The sequence below is a fragment of the Novosphingobium olei genome, from assembly GCF_012927405.1.
Classification (GTDB): Bacteria; Pseudomonadota; Alphaproteobacteria; order Sphingomonadales; family Sphingomonadaceae; genus Novosphingobium; species Novosphingobium olei.
In genome coordinates, this window is sequence record NZ_JABBGM010000003.1 from 1 (window position 1) to 17,098 (window position 17,098).

The 17,098-nt window shown below is 63.2% G+C and carries 15 protein-coding genes; 6 read left to right on the forward strand and 9 right to left on the reverse strand.

Going from position 1 to position 17,098, the window contains the following annotated elements; genetic code table 11:
- Positions 1-140: 140 nt before the first annotated feature.
- Together HHL27_RS07805 and HHL27_RS07810 are read right to left on the reverse strand one after the other, a co-directional pair.
- Entirely contained in the window at positions 141-2,609 is a 2,469-nt protein-coding gene (locus tag HHL27_RS07805) for a strawberry notch-like NTP hydrolase domain-containing protein (RefSeq protein ID WP_169492850.1), read from the reverse strand.
- Between the two features lie 76 nt (positions 2,610-2,685).
- Entirely contained in the window at positions 2,686-3,582 is an 897-nt protein-coding gene (locus HHL27_RS07810; RefSeq protein ID WP_169492851.1) for a DUF7146 domain-containing protein, read from the reverse strand.
- Between the two features lie 127 nt (positions 3,583-3,709).
- Here HHL27_RS07810 and HHL27_RS07815 point away from each other — a divergent pair, with 127 nt between their 5' ends.
- The gene (locus HHL27_RS07815) at positions 3,710-4,369 is read left to right on the forward strand and encodes a lytic transglycosylase domain-containing protein (protein ID WP_169492852.1); all 660 of its coding nucleotides are present in this window, start codon (positions 3,710-3,712) and stop codon (positions 4,367-4,369) included.
- Positions 4,370-4,412: 43 nt separating this feature from the next.
- On the forward strand, positions 4,413-4,592 hold the full coding sequence (locus HHL27_RS07820) for a DUF5818 domain-containing protein (protein WP_107968371.1): 180 nt from the start codon (positions 4,413-4,415) through the stop codon (positions 4,590-4,592).
- On the opposite strand, the gene HHL27_RS07825 is transcribed toward HHL27_RS07820, so the two are convergent.
- Positions 4,580-5,851 carry a tyrosine-type recombinase/integrase gene (locus HHL27_RS07825; RefSeq protein ID WP_169492853.1) on the reverse strand — a complete coding sequence of 424 codons (1,272 nt, stop codon included), beginning with the start codon at positions 5,849-5,851 and terminating at the stop codon, positions 4,580-4,582. The genes HHL27_RS07820 and HHL27_RS07825 overlap by 13 nt on opposite strands.
- Before the next feature lie 274 nt (positions 5,852-6,125).
- Here HHL27_RS07825 and HHL27_RS07830 point away from each other — a divergent pair, with 274 nt between their 5' ends.
- Positions 6,126-6,467 (forward strand): putative quinol monooxygenase, encoded by a 342-nt coding sequence (locus tag HHL27_RS07830; protein ID WP_169492854.1) that lies wholly within the window; start codon positions 6,126-6,128, stop codon positions 6,465-6,467.
- A 189-nt stretch (positions 6,468-6,656) separates the two neighbouring features.
- Here HHL27_RS07830 and HHL27_RS07835 read toward each other — a convergent pair whose 3' ends face one another.
- From HHL27_RS07835 to HHL27_RS07855, 5 genes are all read right to left on the reverse strand, one after another.
- Positions 6,657-9,602, reverse strand: a complete 2,946-nt coding sequence (locus HHL27_RS07835) for a TonB-dependent receptor (protein WP_169492855.1) — start codon at positions 9,600-9,602, stop codon at positions 6,657-6,659.
- A gap of 369 nt (positions 9,603-9,971) precedes the next feature.
- Positions 9,972-10,511 carry a DUF1254 domain-containing protein gene (locus tag HHL27_RS07840; protein WP_169492856.1) on the reverse strand — a complete coding sequence of 180 codons (540 nt, stop codon included), beginning with the start codon at positions 10,509-10,511 and terminating at the stop codon, positions 9,972-9,974.
- Positions 10,508-11,125, reverse strand: coding sequence for a DUF1214 domain-containing protein (locus tag HHL27_RS07845; RefSeq protein ID WP_240959581.1), 618 nt, complete (start codon positions 11,123-11,125; stop codon positions 10,508-10,510). Before HHL27_RS07845 ends, HHL27_RS07840 begins: the two co-directional genes overlap by 4 nt.
- A gap of 4 nt (positions 11,126-11,129) precedes the next feature.
- Positions 11,130-12,215, reverse strand: a complete 1,086-nt coding sequence (locus HHL27_RS07850; RefSeq protein ID WP_169492857.1) for an Rv3169 family protein — start codon at positions 12,213-12,215, stop codon at positions 11,130-11,132.
- On the reverse strand, positions 12,215-13,303 hold the full coding sequence (locus HHL27_RS07855) for a phosphotransferase (protein ID WP_169492858.1): 1,089 nt from the start codon (positions 13,301-13,303) through the stop codon (positions 12,215-12,217). Before HHL27_RS07855 ends, HHL27_RS07850 begins: the two co-directional genes overlap by 1 nt.
- A gap of 119 nt (positions 13,304-13,422) precedes the next feature.
- Here HHL27_RS07855 and HHL27_RS07860 point away from each other — a divergent pair, with 119 nt between their 5' ends.
- Together HHL27_RS07860 and HHL27_RS07865 are read left to right on the forward strand one after the other, a co-directional pair.
- A complete protein-coding gene (locus HHL27_RS07860) occupies positions 13,423-13,716 on the forward strand; it encodes a hypothetical protein (RefSeq protein ID WP_169492859.1) in 294 nt (97 codons plus the stop codon).
- A gap of 133 nt (positions 13,717-13,849) precedes the next feature.
- Positions 13,850-14,884 (forward strand): nucleoside hydrolase, encoded by a 1,035-nt coding sequence (locus HHL27_RS07865; RefSeq protein WP_169492860.1) that lies wholly within the window; start codon positions 13,850-13,852, stop codon positions 14,882-14,884.
- A gap of 78 nt (positions 14,885-14,962) precedes the next feature.
- Here the strand turns inward: HHL27_RS07865 and eno are convergent, their stop codons facing one another.
- The gene (eno, locus tag HHL27_RS07870; protein ID WP_169492861.1) at positions 14,963-16,249 is read right to left on the reverse strand and encodes a phosphopyruvate hydratase; all 1,287 of its coding nucleotides are present in this window, start codon (positions 16,247-16,249) and stop codon (positions 14,963-14,965) included.
- 232 nt (positions 16,250-16,481) lie between these two features.
- Between eno and HHL27_RS07875 the strand changes: the two genes are divergently transcribed.
- Positions 16,482-17,084: a hypothetical protein gene (locus HHL27_RS07875; protein ID WP_240959583.1), complete on the forward strand. Its 603-nt coding sequence runs from the start codon at positions 16,482-16,484 to the stop codon at positions 17,082-17,084.
- Positions 17,085-17,098: the final 14 nt, after the last annotated feature.

The window sequence follows — 17,098 nt, forward strand, 5'->3', positions numbered from 1 at the left end:
CCTAACGGCCCCAGCATTCAACCTTGTCAGGCAATTATCTGGAGTGAAATCATGGAAAACCGAAGGAAACCTGCGCCTCCCGCCGCCACGCTCGACATAAACTGCGACTGCAAAGAAGCCATCTAATGTTGAGCTCAACATTACACATATTCGCGGGGAGAAAGGTCGATCTCAAGCGCTTCACGCTCGGCATCGGTAAGGTCGGCGAGGCGGCGATCGAGCATGGCTTCCGCAGTCGAGACGAGCTGCACCACCACGGCATTGCCTTCGGCAAGTGTCGTATCGATTGCCGGTAGCAGGCTCGGCAACTTCATCGAGAGCAGCAATTGCGCAAAGAACCGCTGCTTGGTGCCCTCGAAGATCGAGAGCGCCGCCGCCTTGGCCCCGGAGTTCAGGGTATCTCCGCTGTCGGCATCGACAATCCGGGTCGCCGCCAGTGCATCGCGCAGGTTGGCATGGATGATCGCCCAGGCTTCGGCATAGGCGTCGTAGACCGCGATCTGGTCGACGGAGAGGCAATGTTCGAGGATCTCGTATTCGACCCCGGCGAACGACAGCGCTCGCGCGGTGTAGAGCCCTAGCGATTTGAGATCGCGGGCGACCAGTTCCATTGCGGCAATGCCGCCATCGCGAATGTCGGCGACGAAGGCCTCGCGGTTGGCGAAGGCGGTTTCCGGTCCCCAGAGGCCAAGTCGGGTCGCATAGGCGAGATTGTTGACGTCTGACGCCCCGGTTGCCGAGGCATAGAGCACGCGGGCGCGCGGCAGCAGGTTCTGAAGCCGCACTCCGGCAACGCCTTGCTCCGATCCCTTGACCTTACCGCGTGAACCTTCGCCGCCCGCGGCGTTGGCCATGGCGTGGGCTTCGTCGAAGACGATCACCCCGTCGAAGTCGTCACCCGCCCATTCGAGGATCTGCTCGAGCCGGGTCGCATCGCTGCGGCCTGAGCGAAGGGTCGGATAGGTGACGAAGAGGATGCCCTCGCGCATCCCGACCGGGACCCCGAGCTTCCATTGCCCGAGCGGCTGGACGTCGATCGGCAGGCCCCCAAGTGCGCTCCAGTCGCGGCGCGCGTCTTCGAGCAGCGCTTCGTTCTTTGAAATCCAGATATGGCGGCGCTCGCCCCTCACCCAGCGATCGAGGATGACCGAGGCAACCTGCCGGCCCTTGCCTGCCCCGGTCCCGTCGCCAAGGAAGTAGCCCATCCGGTAGGTCCGGCCCTCGGCGCTCGCCTTCAGCACGCAGCCCTTGTCGTCGGGCTCGAACCTGCCCGAAAGATCGCGGGCATGGGCGTTTGCGGCATAGATCAGGGTCTCGGTCTGCGCGGCGGAGAGTACGCCTTTGGTGATAAGATCGGAAGGGAGCTGCGGCACCGCTTCGGGCACCGGCGCGGTGATCGAGCCCATCGCGACCGATTCCACCAGTGGCGTCGGATGTTCGACTGCGCCGGTGATCGCGATGCGGCTCGGTCGGTAAGGCAGATAGTGCCCGACCTGCTCGGCGATCGGCGCGGGCGCATCGAGCGGTTGGTAAGCCAGCGGCTGGATCGACGGTGCGGCCGCGACGGGCCGAACCACTAGCGGGACCGGTTTGCTCGGCTGTCCGACGAGCCGCAGCGGGAGCGCCGGTCTTTGGGCGATGATCGGCTCAGCAACCTGCCCCGTGCGATCGGGCAAAAGGCCGACCAGGAAGCAGAGCTCGGCAAAGTTCACCGGCTTGGCGATGACCGGACTATCGCCGCCATCGACCTTGTCGAGCACCAAGAGCCGGGTGGTGATCGAGGTGCCCTGCTTGACGAAACCGAGCTCGATCACGGCGTTGAGCCGCAGCGCCACCGGACCGGTGATCCCGGCAAGGAAGCGCGGCAGGTCGAACCATTCGGGCATCACCGCGACGAGGCGACCGCCGGGGAGCAGCCGCTTCCAGGCCGAACGCAGGTGCCGCGAACCGGTGCGTCCATCGTGGCCGCGCTCAATCCCGTGCGAATAGGGAGGGTTCATCAACACCACGCTCGGCGCGATATTGGGCGAGAGCAGCTCGTCGATCAGCTCGCCATCGTATCCCGTCACCGTGGCTTCGGGGAACAGTGCTCCAAGGCATTCACGACGGAGCGGTGAGATCTCGTTGAGCGCGAGGCGCGCGCCTGCCTTAGCCGCCCAAATGCCCAGCATCCCAGTCCCGGCCGAGGGTTCGAGCGCCAATTCTCCAGCAGAAATCCCGCAGGCTCGGGCCGCGAGCCAGGCGATGCGGGGCGGCGTTGCGAACTGTTGCCATTCGATCTGCTCGTCGCTGCGAGTGGTCTGGCTCGGCACCAGCGCTTCCAAGCGAGAAAAGGTCCGATCGGCCAATTCAGGCGACACAGCGGTGACGAGCTCGGACTCGTCAGCCAAGAATAGCACCTGGGCCAATTCGAGCGCGGCATGGGCATCTCGCACCGACCAGCGGCCTTCGGCATCGCTGCCGCCGAAATGCTCACGCATTGTGGCGTTCAGTACGGCGCGGGAGATAGCCTGATCGGCACCGATCCGGGCAGCCAACGACCTTGCCGCGGCCAGAACCTGCGGTTCGGCGGGGATGGTAAAGGCGAGAGCGGGAGAAGCATGGGACATTGGAAACCTCCTGACGAGGCCCAAGTCCGTCTGGGGGCCTCAAAAGGCCCCAAGCCCACTCTCCTCTCTGCTTGGCTCAAGCCGCCGCGCGAATCCGGCGCATCAGCACGTCGTTCCAGTCGTCGCCCGGTCGCTCGGGCCGCCGGGTGACGATCCGGCGCCCCTTGCAGGCATAGGCTTGACGCGCGCGCTCCTCGGCGAGGAGTCCACCGGCGTCGTTGTCAACGAAGAGATGCAGCTCGCGCACCGATTCCGGGATCGTGACCAGGCCGAACCGCTCGTTGCCCAGCGTCGCCCAGCAGGAAATGTCGAACATCTTCATCGCCGAAAGCGCGGACTCGTTGCCCTCGGCGAGTCCGAGCCTGCCATCGCGCGGATATGCCAGACGTACGGCTCCCGAGCCCGGACTGCCGAGCGAGCGCTTGGGCTGCTCAAATGAGGCGAGGCGGTCACTGTCGGGATCGAGGAACGTCCGGTTCAGCGCCAGGATACCGGCGTCGTTGCGTACCGCTGCCACCAAGGCCGGTAGGAACCGCACCGCGCCCTTCGGCCCCAGCGGCATGTGCGGATGAAAGCGCAGGTCGGAAGATGAGATCGTAATGCCTCGCGCGGCAAGGTAGCGCTCGGCCGGGCTGCCTGCGAGTAGCGAGGCCTCGCGCCACAGTCTCAGTGCGTTGCGGTCAGCGATTTCTTGACGCGGCGCGGATGCGACCGGGCCGCCCGTCCCGTCGAACAGGTCCGAGATTCGCACCCCAAGCTTGGCCATGCCCTGCATGACTGCCTCGTTGGTGCAGCCGGCGAAGCAATGGACCAGGATCGCGCGCTTGCCGAGCGTGATGCTGAGCGAGGGGGTGCGGTCAGCGTGGGCCGGGCAGCAACACATACCGCGCGAGCGCGACCAGGTCCCGCTCAGCGCCTCGACGATCTTACGAGCGCGGGCTTCGAGCGTTTCGCGACCTTGAATCTGGGACATGGGGCATCTCCATCATGACATGCCTCCACCCGCGCAGCCTCCGCTCTGCGCTGCTGCCAATGCGTTTTCCTACATGAGGTGTTCTATATATGTTCTACCTCGATTCGGCTATAGAAGGAATCGAGATATGAGACTGAGATGGGCAACGATCACAGCGGCGCTGGCGGGATTGGCGTTCGTCGTCCCGGCTCAGGCGCAGGAGGAAATGGCTGCTGAGGCTGCTGCTGCACCTGAGATGCGGCCCGACGGTTTCCGCGTTGCCGAGGGGTCGAACGGTTTCCAGCTGGTGGAGCATGGGATTTGGCGCCAGCCCCTAGCCGCTTCGTCAGGGGCTCCGGTTCTCGACGCAGGCCGGACCTACCTTCCCAATCGTTATGCAAAGCCCGAAGCTAGCGGGCCCTCAGGCTTTCGACGGGCAAGCTACCTTCCCCATGTTTATGCTGCCGAGGCTCAATATTCGCTGCCGAGTGGTCTTCTCGACGCCCTGGTATGGACGGAATCGCGGTATAATCCTCTGGCGATCAGCAAGGCTGGCGCCGCTGGTCTGGGTCAGCTGATGCCGGGGACCGCCCGCGACCTTGGCGTTTCCAATCGCTTCGATCCAATGGCCAACATCTTCGGTGCGGCGCGGTATCTCCGCCAGATGCTCGACAAGTTCGGGGTAGTGCATCTGGCCCTCGCTGCCTACAATGCAGGCCCTGGCGCCGTCGAGCGAGCCGGCGGTATCCCACGCAATGGCGAGACACCGGCCTATGTGCGCGACGTGCTGCGTCATTGGCGCTTTTGAGCAGGGGGTAGTTGTGAGTTCCGGTCGAATACGCGTGTCGGGAATGCTGAGCCGCGGACGACGCGGAATGATCCTGACCACGAAATCGGACGAGGTTTGGATCGTCGAAAGCGAGGAAGTTGCCGATGATCTCATCGGTTCGAACGTGACTGTTGAAGGCGTCGTTGCAGGCATGGATCGTCTACGCGCCGACTGGATTGGCGCGGACAGTCATCCTTCCTGATTCTGGGGCGGATATTTCGCGACGATTTGGAGAAGCTCCCTGCCCCACAGTGCGAGAGCTTCGCGCTTCTCATTGGTGTACTGATGCCGATGATAAACCCCGGCGACACCGGCCATTGCCGAGCCCGACTGATGATTGAGAACAGCTTCAGAAACGACCAGCGGTATTCCAAGCCTCTGCAGCCCAGTTGCCACTGTCCGGCGAATGTCATGCATGGTGAAATGACCGGCATCATAGCCAAGCTTCTCATCCACGCTTGCCCTAATCCGCTTCCAGGCCTTTGACAGCCCACTGACACTATTTGTGTTGGTGACCTTGGATGCCAATAGAATTTGCGACTGCTTGTGGGCGTCGTTAGGAGCAATCCCCGCGGCCGCGAAGATGTCGGTGACGACTGTGAGTGCCTGAGCGGACAGCGGCACGACATTCGCCTTGCCGTTTTTCGCTCTGTCTCCAGGGACGGTCCAAACCTTCGCCTTGAAATCGAACTCGTCGCAAGTGGCGTCGAGCACCTCTCCCCGGCGCTGGGCTGTGAGAACAAGCATTTGCACGAGATGACCGAACGGATAGCCATCCTCGACAGCGGCTTGCCACAATGCGGCGAGCTCTCGATCGCTGAGTACGCGGTCGCGAGGCTCACTTCGCTTCGGACGCCATGCATCCCGGCAAGGATTGGCTGGCAAATGCTCGAGTCTGGTGAGTGCCCAAGTGTAGAAAGTTGAAAGATGGCGATACACGATGCGCGCCATCGTCAGGGTTTCCTTGCCCCGCTCGAAGGCGATCTTCTCGACAAAGCGGCTCACGTCGCTTCGAGTGATGGAATCCGCGAGACGGTCACCCAGCTCGGGTTCGATGTACTTCCGGAAAACCCGGTCGAACTCCTTCGCGCTCCGTTTTTTACCCTCGATCTGCTGAGACAGATAAATCTCGTAGAGCTCAGCGACCGTCCCGACGCCCTTCGATCCCTTCCTCTTCGCGCCTGGCTTTCTGGCGATGTTCTTGCCCTGCTCAACATCGACCAGAAGGTCTCGCGCCTTCCGCCGAGCATTGGCAAGAGTGAAGCTCGGGCCATGTCGGCCGATCGTGACATTCAACCATTTGCCTTGAACGCGCTTGCGCAAGATGTACGTCTTGATGCCGCTTGCACCCATCCGAAGCCGGAGCCCGGTCACGATGCCATCAGCAAGCTCAATTTGCCCGCTGGCAGGAGCCTTCAAGCCTGCGATCCGAGCATCCGTCAAACCAACTTTGTTCGCCATATGTACCCGCTACCTTAGGTAGCTTTTGGTACTGGATACTGGCGAACATTTCAAGAACAATACGGACTATGAATCGCAGATTTCCGCCATTTTTGGACCCATGCGGATGCGCTAGGACCCTCTGATTGCAGCTCTTAATCAGCGGGTCCTAGGTTCGAGCCCTAGTGCGTCCACCACCCTTCCCCAGCCCTGACGAAAAGATGCGGTTCGCGCGGTCGCATCGAGGTCTATCGCCGTGGCCCGGCACAGCGCCGCAGCGAGAGGAGCCAAGGCTATGGAACGTATCACCCTGTGGGGCTGGATCGACTTCGAGGGGAAGGACGCTGGCGCGATCGTGCGAGGCGCCACGCACCTGATCGCGCCGACCTATACCGAACAGGGCTGCGTCCACTACGTCTGGACGGCAGACCCGGTGCAGACCCATCGCGTGTGGGTGTTCGAGGAATGGGAGCGCGTCGAAGATCTTCAGGCGCATCTCGACGGATCGCTGTACCGGGACATGGCCGGATACCTCGCCGATGCCGGCATGACCGGGGCCGAGGTCAACAAATACCGCGTCGACCTCAAGCAGCCGGTGTATGACGGATCGGGCCTGCCCCAAGCCGCTTTTACCTGAGAACGACGCGCCGATGCCCTGAAGGCCCGGGGAGGCGGCGGCACCGCCCTTGCGATATATGAAGCCGCCATCCCGCAGGCACTCTGCCTTGTTGCTCCAGCATGCAAATAAAAGCGCCGGAGGTTGCCCCCCGGCGCCAGTTCATCCGGTCCCGTGGCTGGACCGGCCCCTGTTATCCCTGTGTCACGCTCAGAAGCGGAAGCCCGCGGCGACGCCGTAGCGACGCGGTTCCAGCGTGAAGATGTTGGTGAACAGACCCGACGACTGGTCGGTCACATACAGACCGGTGATCGAGTTGTTGTTGGTGAGGTTCTGGACGAAGCCGCGGATGAACCACTTCTTGTCCGGCCCGTCGAGCTGGATCTGGGCGTTCACCTGGGTGAAGGCCGGGACCTTGTTGACGTTGCCGTTGAAGATGTTGCCGTAGGATTCGCCGGTGAAGGCAAGGTCTGCACGGGGCGTCAGGGTCAGGTCGCCGATGTGGAAGTCATACTGCACGCCCGCCGAGAACTTGATCGTCGGAGCGCCCGGCAGATGGTTGCCCTTCACGCTGCTGGGCACGCCCGAGCCGTAGAACACAACGTCGTCGGGCTTGGGCACAACCCCGCCAACCCCGCTGGCGATGGCGCTACACACCGAGAACGCCCCGGTCGAAGCGATGCCACCGTTCGACGGGAAGGTCGTGGTGTGCTGCAGACCCGCGCCAGTTGCCGCGCTAAGCACGTCGTTGACGGCATTGACGTAGGCGTTGGTGATCGCGGCGTTGCCGGACTTCGAGGCGACGGCGCAGTTTGCCGCCGTCGTGAGGTCCTTGATGATCACCGCGTCCGCACGACCGCCACCGTAATCGCGCGAGTTCGAGATCGGCTTGTCGGTCGTCACCTTGGTGTTCAGGTAGCTGAAGTTGGCATTGATCGACATGTCGCGGCTGGGACGGAACACCGCCTCGGCTTCGACACCCCAGATATCGGCATCGATGTTGTCGTTCACCGACGTGCGGTTGACGATGCGCGACAGCTGCAGCTGCTTGTACTTGTAGTAGAACGCCGTGACGTTCAGCTGCATCGCACCGTTGGCGAACGTGTTCTTCGAACCGATTTCGAAGGCGTTGACGCTTTCCGGCTTGAAGGTTTCGGGAACCTGCGCCGCAACTTCAGCCGACAGCGGCGGGTTGATGCCGCCCGACTTGTAACCGCGCGAGTACGAAGCGTAGAGCAGGTTGTCCGGCGTGATCTGGAAATCAAGCACGGCGCGACCGGTGAGACGCGTGAACTTGACCTGGCGCTCCTGGAAGCGCTGCACGCCCGGGTTCGAAGCCGACGGATCCCCGTCGAAGCCCGCAGCATACGGCGAATCGTCGAAGTTGGCCGTGCCATAGGGGACCAGCGCGCTGAGCAGCGTGGTGGCGGCCCGGTTCTTCTTGTCGTCGTGGTTGAGACGCAGACCGACGGTCAGCTTAACCTTGTCGCTGAACTTGACGTAGCCTTCACCGAACAGACCGTAGCTCTTGAGGCGCAGGTCGGTGGAGTCCGAATGGAAGTTCGGAGAGCCCATATACGATGGCGGAAGCCCACGGAAATAGGCCGTTGCCGCACCCAGCAGGGCGCTCGCATAGTCAAGCTGGAACGAGTTGACGTAGTAGCTCGCATCCGTGACGTGCGCCTGCGAATAGATGCCGCCCAGAAGGAAGTTGAACGGACCGTCGAAATCCGAGGTCAGCACCGCTTCCGCCGACCACTGCGAAGTATCGAGCGTCGAGCGGTCGAAGTCTTCCGGAGTAGACGCGCAGAGCGCATGCCCACCATAGACGCCGGTGTTGCTCGGATCGCCGAGCGACGTGCAATACGTGCCGCCGGCAAGGCCCTTGGGCAGAAGCGCGTTGTAGGCCGGCTTGATGTAGTTCGAGAAGCCCGGCAGGAAGCCGTCATAGGCACCCAGTGCAGCCGCCTCGAAGCGGGCAAGGCCGGCTGCGTAGACCGATGCATCGCCAACCGACAGGTTGTAGTCCTGACCGGAGTCGTTCTTGACCTTCGAATACTGCCCGGTGATGCGCAGGTTGAACTTGTCACCCAGCTTCTGGTTGATGCGGCCCTGAAGGATCAGTTCCTCAGCCTTGTAGTAGGGCTTGTAATCGGTGTTCACCACGCGCGGGTCGGTCGGATTGACCACGTTCTGGTAGATGTTCTTACCATAAACGTCAGTCAGTCCGAGGCCGAGACTGCTAAGACCGTTCAGCGCCAGGAACTGCTTCGAAATGAGGATCGAACCGGCGGTCGAATTGGCGTTGGTCGTGCCATAGCCGTACGAGGTGTTAAGGCAGCCGAGAATGCCCGTCGGATCGTTATCGCACAACTGCTTCTGAATGCGCAGGCGGTTGTCGTTTTCCTTGAAGTACTGCGCCATGAAGTCGACCGTGGTGGTCGGCGTCGGCTCCCAGGTGACCGAGCCGCGAAGGCCGAACATGTGGCGATCGTCGATGCGGCTGTTGTCGTACAGGTTCTTGGTATAGCCGTCGCGGTCCAGATAGAACCCGGCAAGGCGCACGCCGAAGGTGTCGGACAGCGGCACGTTGAGCGCGCCCTTCACCTTGATCGAGTTGTAGTTGCCGTATTCCGCCTCGCCATTGGCGCCGAACTTGTTGAGATCGGGCTTGGCGGTGCGGAAATTGACCACGCCCGACGTCGCGTTGCGCCCGAACAGGGTTCCCTGCGGACCACGCAGGACTTCGATCTGCGCGAGGTCGTAGAACTCGCCCTCGAACAGACGGGTCGAACCGCCGAGCGGGGCGTCGTTGAGGTGAATGGCGGTCGCGCTGTCGCAGGTGACGCCGACGCAAAGGTCGCCGATGCCGCGGATGGTGAAAGAGGCGGACGAGAAGTTGGTCTTGGTGAACGTGACGTTCGGCAGGGTCAGCTGAAGATCGCTGGTATTCTTGATCTGCTGCTTTTCGATGCCTTCGGCAGTGAACGCACTGACCGCGATCGGAACATCCTGAAGGCGCTGCGACTGGCGCTGCGCGGTAACGATGATTTCCTCGACCCCCGAACTCGCGCCCGCCTGGGCCGATTGCGCGAATGACGGAGTGGTAACGGCTGCGGCGCACACGCCCGCAAGCAGGGTAAGCTTGCCCCTCATCTTTCTGACCTCTCTCTCCAGCGGGGCCCGTCTTTTTCGCAGGTCCCCTGCCGCAAAGACATATTGAGACGGGCAACTTGTCAACCGGATAATTAACACGAAAGTGTTCCGTAGCGGCAGGAGCTTCACGCCCTTCGCGACTTTGGTCGGAATACCCTCACAGATCAGATAAAATTCACCCGGACATCGCCCTCCACCACGGGCATTTTAAACCCCGATGCGTGAGTCGATGATCCGTTAGTTCCCATAGATCGCACGAGTCGACCGACTCGTGGCTGTCGGGGATGGCGGCGTCTGGTCGGCATCGCCGGCAAGCGACATGAAAATACAGCGCACTTCAGCGCATGCCGCGCGCGCTGTGTTCTCTGTCTAGCGCAGCGGCGCGCACGAATCCGCGCGCCGCGCTTTGTCGGCCAGGGCAAAGGTTTCCGCGGTCGGCGCCAGACGCCGGTCGAGGATGACCCCTTGGCGCGAAGACGAGAGCACGACGGGCAAAGCGAGCCTGACGGCTGCATCGGGCAGCGGCTCGCCGGCACGTGCCAGCACGAACCGGATGCCGTCGGGATGGCTGATCGTATCGAATACCCCGATGTTGTCGGTGTTGCCGGCAAAGACCGAGATCGACGCGTAACCCCCGCCGGGAGTCGATGCTGCCTTCACCAGGAGCGGACCGCTATCGAGGTCGTAGACGCAACTGGCGTAGGCAAGGTCGGGCGAAGGCCGGACGATGGCGCGCGACTGCGAGCTTGTCCGACGCGAGAACTGGAACGCGTTAACCGCCTTGCCATCCTGTCCCAGCTTGCGGATCGCCACCGCCATGATCGCGTGCGGCGCGACGAACACCGTGATCACATGAACGGCAAGCGCCGTCGCCAGGAAGGCCGCGACGAGGATCAGCGCGCGTTTCATGTCCCCGCCCCCTTGCCGCAATCGATCCGCTCCACCTTGGGGAACGGAATCGAGGCGAAGTCACCCTGCGCCTTGAGGCTCGGGTTGTAGATCCGCAGCGTCAGGTCGAAATTTCCGGCATTGCGGCTCGATGCCCAGGCGCCCTCGCCCGGCTTTGCCGGCGACACGGTTGCGCTCCACCTGCCCTTCGCATCGGGTCGAACCTCGGTCGCATCGAACGAAAGCGCATCGTCGTCATTGAGCGGCAGGTAATCGTCGGCCGCATAGACCGTCACCGACCACCATCGCCCGGGCAAGGCGCCACCGCTGACGCGGTATCGGCAGTCTGCGCGAAGGCGCGCGCCGCTGTCGTCTACGTCGCGGCGGAAGTAGATCGCCTGGCTGCGGTTGAGCGCGAGCAGACCGGTCAGCGCGACCTGGGCCCGCGTCCAGGGATCGGCGTCGGTGGCGCCCGTCACGCGGTTGCCGGCCCAGTGAGCATGCACCTCACCGCCAGAGCCGTGCTTCATCACCCACCAGGCCGAACCGAGCCCGGCCACCACGCCGAGCCCGATGGCCAGCAGCAGCGGTCCACGCCGCGCCCCTGCCCTGCGCTTGTGCCGACCCCGCGCCAAGGCTTCAGCCGCCGTCGGTGAAGCCGGTCAGGCCCCACGGGTTGTAAGGGCCGATCACCAGCTGTTCGAACACGCCGGTGCCGACTTCGCCGGCCGACGTGGTCACGCGGCTGACGATCTGGACGTGCAGGTTGTCCATCTGCAGCGGGTCCATCTGGTCCAGCACGAAGTCCTCCCGCTCGATCTCGAGCGGTCCATGATACAATCCATGCCCCCACTTTGGCGAGGTGTAACCGAGGCCCTTCATCTGGAAGCGCACCAAGGGCTCGAACGTCAGCGTCAGGGGCCCGTCAGGCGCCTGCACGGTCAGTTCGCCCGAGGCCGGCCAGCGCGTGCCCTTCTCCATGGGAGAGACCATCGTGCCCGAAGGCGTTTCGAAGAAGCCGTCGTGATGCGCGCCATCGGGGGCCACCACCGCGCGGGTGTTCCAGGCCGATCCGTGAACATCGGCGTTGATGTGATAGAACACCGACCGCGTCGGCAGGTTGATCGGCGTCCATTGCCAAAAGAACGACGGCACCTGGTTGCCGGCATGCGGCTGCGTGTCGCTCGTGCCGACGGGGCGCACGCCCCAGCTGCGGTCGCGCGTGCCGGCGGTTCCAGCGGCCAGTTCCTCGCGCACGCCGTCGATCTCGATCCAGCCGGTGTAGTGGCCGTTCTGGGTCAGGCGCGTGTAGTCCATGAACGTGCGCGGACCGTTGCGGAAAACGAAGCGCGGCTCCTCGATCGGGAAGGCGCGGCCGGTGAAGTGCACCTCGGCCTTGATCCCTTCGCCATCGACGCGAACGACGAGCTGCTTGAGCGGCTCGACCACCTCGATCGAAATCGGCCCGACGACGAGATCGAGCCGCTCCATCCCCAGTTCGCGCGAGGCGTGAAGGTTGTATTGCTTGCCATCCCGCACCGCGCAGAAGCTCGCATCGGCGACGTTGAGGTGGGGATAGACGCCGAAGGCAACGGCAAAGAACCCGGTCCCGTCCGGGGCATACCCGTTGAAGAAGTAGCGGTCGTAGAAATTGCGATCCGTGCCTGAATAGGCGATCGGCTCGGGCGTCTGGTGCAGCGGGAAATCGTCACCCTTGGTCAACATCACACAGTCTCCGTCAGGCGCTTGAGGGCGCCGATGCTGTCATGATCGAGGCACAGCTCGCACGAGTTGCGCGCCATCGACAGGAAGTTGGCATCGCCGCGCTCGGTACGGACGACGAAGGCGGCGCTGAACACCGCGGTAGAAACGCCATGCAGCGCGCCGACGCGGTAGCGGTCCCAGATGTCGGCCCGGGTCAGCGGAACGCCGCGCCGAGTCATTTCGGCGCAGTACAGCTCGATCAGCTCGTCCTCGTGCGGGCGGCGCACCGCGCTGCCGATGCCGCAGCCGAGGAAATAGCCGAGATCGTTGAGCGGACAGCCGATCCCGGTCGTCTGCCAATCGACCACCGCGATGGGATTCTCGCCGCCGCGGACGTCGAACAGCATGTTGTCGAGCCGGTAATCCCCGTGCGTGACCGAAAAGTCGGTGGGCAGGCGCGTGAAGTATATGTCGATCAGATCGTTGAGCTGCTCGCAGACGGCCATCATTTCCGGCTCGAGCGTGTCGGCGTAGCGTTCACGGAAGATCGCCTGCGCCTGCGGATAAAGCGCGATCATCTGCTCCTGCGTGCCGGGCGCCGGCTGGAGCCAGGGTGCTTCTGCCAGCCACGGCGCATTCCACGTCGGCGCATGCAATGCAGCCGCCTGCCTCACGCCGTGGCGCGCGTCCTCCAGCGTGCAGCCTGCCAGCTGGTTGCCGCCGCGGCACGGGCCCAGATCCTCGAACAGCAGGATGAAGTCCGCGCCATCCTCGGTCAGCTCGGATCCGTAGATCTTCGCTGTGCGAACGTCGATGTTGGGCGCCAGCTCGCGATAGAAGTTCACTTCCTTGCGATAGAGCCCGAACATCGCTGCGGTGGAGCGGCTGGTGGCATCGGTCGAAGCGAACTTGGCCGCGACCGTCGCCGGGCCTGCCCCGGCAGGCTCGTAGGTCAACGTGAAACGCGCGGTGTCACCGACCTGTCCGGTACCGATCGATACCCATTCGACACCGGTGATGCGGCCTTCGCCAAGCGCGCCAGAACTGCGCAGGCGGTCTTCGAGCCAAGGCGCGGTAACCTCGGCAGGGGACTTCGGAAACTGTGTCATCATGCTCTCCCAAGCCCATGCTGGCAGAGCCGCACCCTCTTGTGAAGAGGATTTAATTGATTGCTTAAATCGGTTGCACGCAACGGAACTGAAATGTCGATTTATCAGTTGGTTGCACCATGAACGGGCCCTTTGCATGGTTCGGCGCGATCGGCGCCATCATCGCCGCTGGAATGATCGCCGCGGACCTTGGCCGACGCTGGACCGGCTGGGGCTTCGCGTTGTTCGTCGCGGTGTCGGTGGCGTGGATTGCCTCGGGCCTGCTTCACGAGACGATGCCCATCGTCGTGCAGAACGCGCTGCTGCTCGCGATCAACGCCTGGGGCGTATGGCAATACCTGTTGAGCCCCACGAAGAAGCGCCAGATCAAGAAACAGGAAGAACTCGCGGAACAGGCCAAAAACGAGGTGTAGGGCAAGCAGACCGTCATTCGCTGATACCGGTTCGTAGCTAGGACTAATGACCACCTCGCAAGAGCGATTTTCCTCAATCGTTGCGCAGCGCCACTGTGCTGCACACAATTCGACGAGAGAGGAGGACTTGCATATGGCGTTCACAAGGCGCGGCGTAATCGGTTCAGGAGCAGCCGTTGCAACCGCGCTCGCGCTTCGAAGCGGCGCCAACGCCGAGGCGCCTCGGCTCGCGCGGGTCATCCTCGACAATGATTTTGCAGGTGATCCCGACGGCCTGTTCCAACTGGCGCACCATCTTCTCTGCAAGTCCCTGCGCATCTCGCTGATCGTCGGATCGCATCTTCCGAACATGCCATTTGCCGGACCCGACGCTCCTATCCCGACCGGCAAGGCAGCTGCCGCGAAGGCTCAACAGCTTGTCGATCTGATGCGACTGCCGGCGCCGCCGATCGTGGCTGGTGCCGATGCGCCAATCTTGGATCGCAAAGCCTGGAGGCCCGCACCCTCCACCGCTGCCATCGTCCGCGAAGCCATGCGCGAAGACACCGCCGAGCCGCTCATCTATTGCGTCGGCGCAGGGCTCACCGATCTTGCGCTCGCATGGTTGGCGGAACCTCGGATCGGGAAGCGACTGAAGCTTGTGTGGATTGGCGGCTCCGAACATGCGGGTCTTGCCAACGCTCCACCCGGCGCCGTTGAACCAGAGTTCAATTTTTCGATCGATCCCTTGGCCGCACAAGTGATCTTCAACGATTCCGATATCGAGATCTGGCAGGTTCCACGCGACGCGTACCGCCAGATGCTGTTTCCGAATGCAGAAATCGAAGAGCTCGCGACGCTCGGGCCACTCGGTGCCTACCTGAAGGCGCAGGTCGACAAGGTCAGCGCGGTCATGGCGAGTATCCCCGGAATCCCGCCGATCCCCCCGACAGAAACGTACGTTCTGGGCGATAGCCCGCTCGTGACGCTCACGGCACTTGTCACCCAGTTTCAGCCCGATCCCGCTTCGAGCACCTATGTCCGCATGCCAACACCCCGCATCGAACCTGACGGTCAATACGTGGACAATCCAGCGGCCCGGCCAATGCGCGTTTACACGCATGTGGATGCCGAGCTGACGTTTCGCGACATGCTGGCAAAGTTCAGGGCACACATGCACGCAGGCTGAGCGGACTTCCAGGATGTTTACAGAGAAAGGGCCGCCCCGACGGGCGGCCCCTTCCTGATTTCAATTGGCAGTGCGACCTTACCCCGCCAGACGCCCAAAGGCTCCTGCACCGGCATAGAGTGCGTTCTTGCCCAGCTCTTCCTCGATGCGGATCAGCTGGTTGTACTTGGCAAGACGGTCCGAGCGCGCCAGCGATCCGGTCTTGATCTGGCCGCAGTTGGTGGCAACGGCGAGGTCGGCGATGGTCGCGTCCTCGGTCTCGCCCGAACGGTGCGACATGACGGCGGTGTAGCCGTTGCGCTGCGCGATCGAGACCGCTTCCAGCGTCTCGGTCAGCGTGCCGATCTGGTTGACCTTCACCAGCAGCGAGTTGGCCAGGCCCTTGCCGATGCCCATAGTCAGGCGCTTGGGATTGGTCACGAACAGATCGTCGCCCACCAGCTGCACCTTCTTGCCCACCTTGGCGGTCAGCGCGGCCCAGCCTTCGAAGTCGTCTTCGCTCATGCCATCCTCGATCGACTTGATCGGGTAGGCGTCGCACAGCGCGGCGAGGTAGTCGGCCATGGCCTCGGGCGACAGCGAAAGGCCCTCGCCGCTGATCTCGTACTTGCCGTTCTTGAAGAACTCGGTCGCGGCGCAGTCCAGCGCCAGCACGATGTCGGTGCCCGGCTTGAAGCCCGCCTTTTCGATCGAGGCCATCACGAAATCGAGCGCGTCGCGTGTGCTGGCGATGTTGGGGGCAAAGCCGCCTTCGTCGCCCACGCCGGTGGCGAGGCCCTTTTCGTGAAGGCCCTTCTTCAGGGTGTGGAACACTTCCGCGCCCCAGCGCACGGCTTCAGCGAGCGACGGAGCGCCGACCGGCATGATCATGAATTCCTGGAAGTCGATCGGATTGTCGGCGTGCTCGCCGCCGTTGATGATGTTCATCATCGGCACCGGCAGGACGTGCGCCGAAACCCCGCCGACATAGCTGTAGAGCGGCAGGCCGCGGGCATCGGCTGCCGCCTTTGCCACGGCAAGGCTGGTGCCAAGGATCGCGTTGGCGCCAAGGCGCCCCTTGTTCTCGGTGCCGTCGAGCTCGATCATGGCAAGGTCGATGTCGCGCTGGTCTTCGGCGTCGAGGCCGGTCAGCAGCTCGGCAATGTCGCTGTTCACGGCGGTGACCGCCTTGGTTACGCCCTTGCCGAGGTAGCGCCCCTTGTCGCCATCGCGCAGTTCGACCGCTTCGTGCGCGCCGGTCGAAGCGCCCGAAGGCACCGCGGCGCGGCCGAACGAGCCGTCTTCGAGCAGGACGTCGACTTCGACGGTGGGGTTGCCACGGCTGTCGAGAATTTCGCGGGCGTGGATATCAATGATCGCGGTCATGGTGGCTCCCCCTCAGGTGGGCAATCTCGCCGGGCGGCGAGGCGTGGAACGGTGGCCGGGTCCGGGCCTCGGCTGCGGCTCCTATCGGGTGGAACCCGCGCTAGCAAGCCGCGTTGAGAGCCTTGAACACCGGCTATTGCGCAGGTGCAACATTTGCGCGCAATAATAGCCACAATTGTCTATTGTCCCTCTCCCGTCCGGGACTGGCCGCATCAATCAGAGGAACCGACCCATGGCTGACACCAACTCGAGCGACACTTCAACGCCCGTGCTTTCGGCCGAAGGCGCAAAGAACGCGGCAGAAGATATCAAGGCCACGGCGAACGACGTGAAGGCCAGTGCAGCGGAAGGCCTGGCCGACGCCAAGACCCGTTTCGGCAAGGCGATCGAGGAAGCCAAGGCTGGCGCTGCGGCGCTCAAGGACGAAGCCGCCTCTCGCGCAGCCGATGCCAAGGAAAAGGCCGCCAGCACCGCCAGCGATTGGCAGGAACAGGCCGGCGCCTATGCCACCCAGGCCAAGGAAAAGGGCGTTGAACTCGCCAAGGTCGGCAAGACCAAGGCCAGCGATGCGCTGGTGACGCTTGGCCAGACCATCTCCGGCACGGCCGAAACGATCGATGAAAAGCTTGGCGTGCAATATGGCGACTATGCCCGCACTGCCGCGCGCAAGGTTCAGGAAACGGCGGCGAGCCTTGAATCCAAGGACTTCGCCGAGCTGGGCGAAGACCTGAAGGAAGCCGTGCGCAAGAGCCCGGCGATCGCGGTGGGCATTGCGGCGGTGGCAGGCTTTGCCCTTGCGCGCCTGTTCGGCGGTTCCGACAAGTCCGACGCCTGATGCACGCAGGCAAA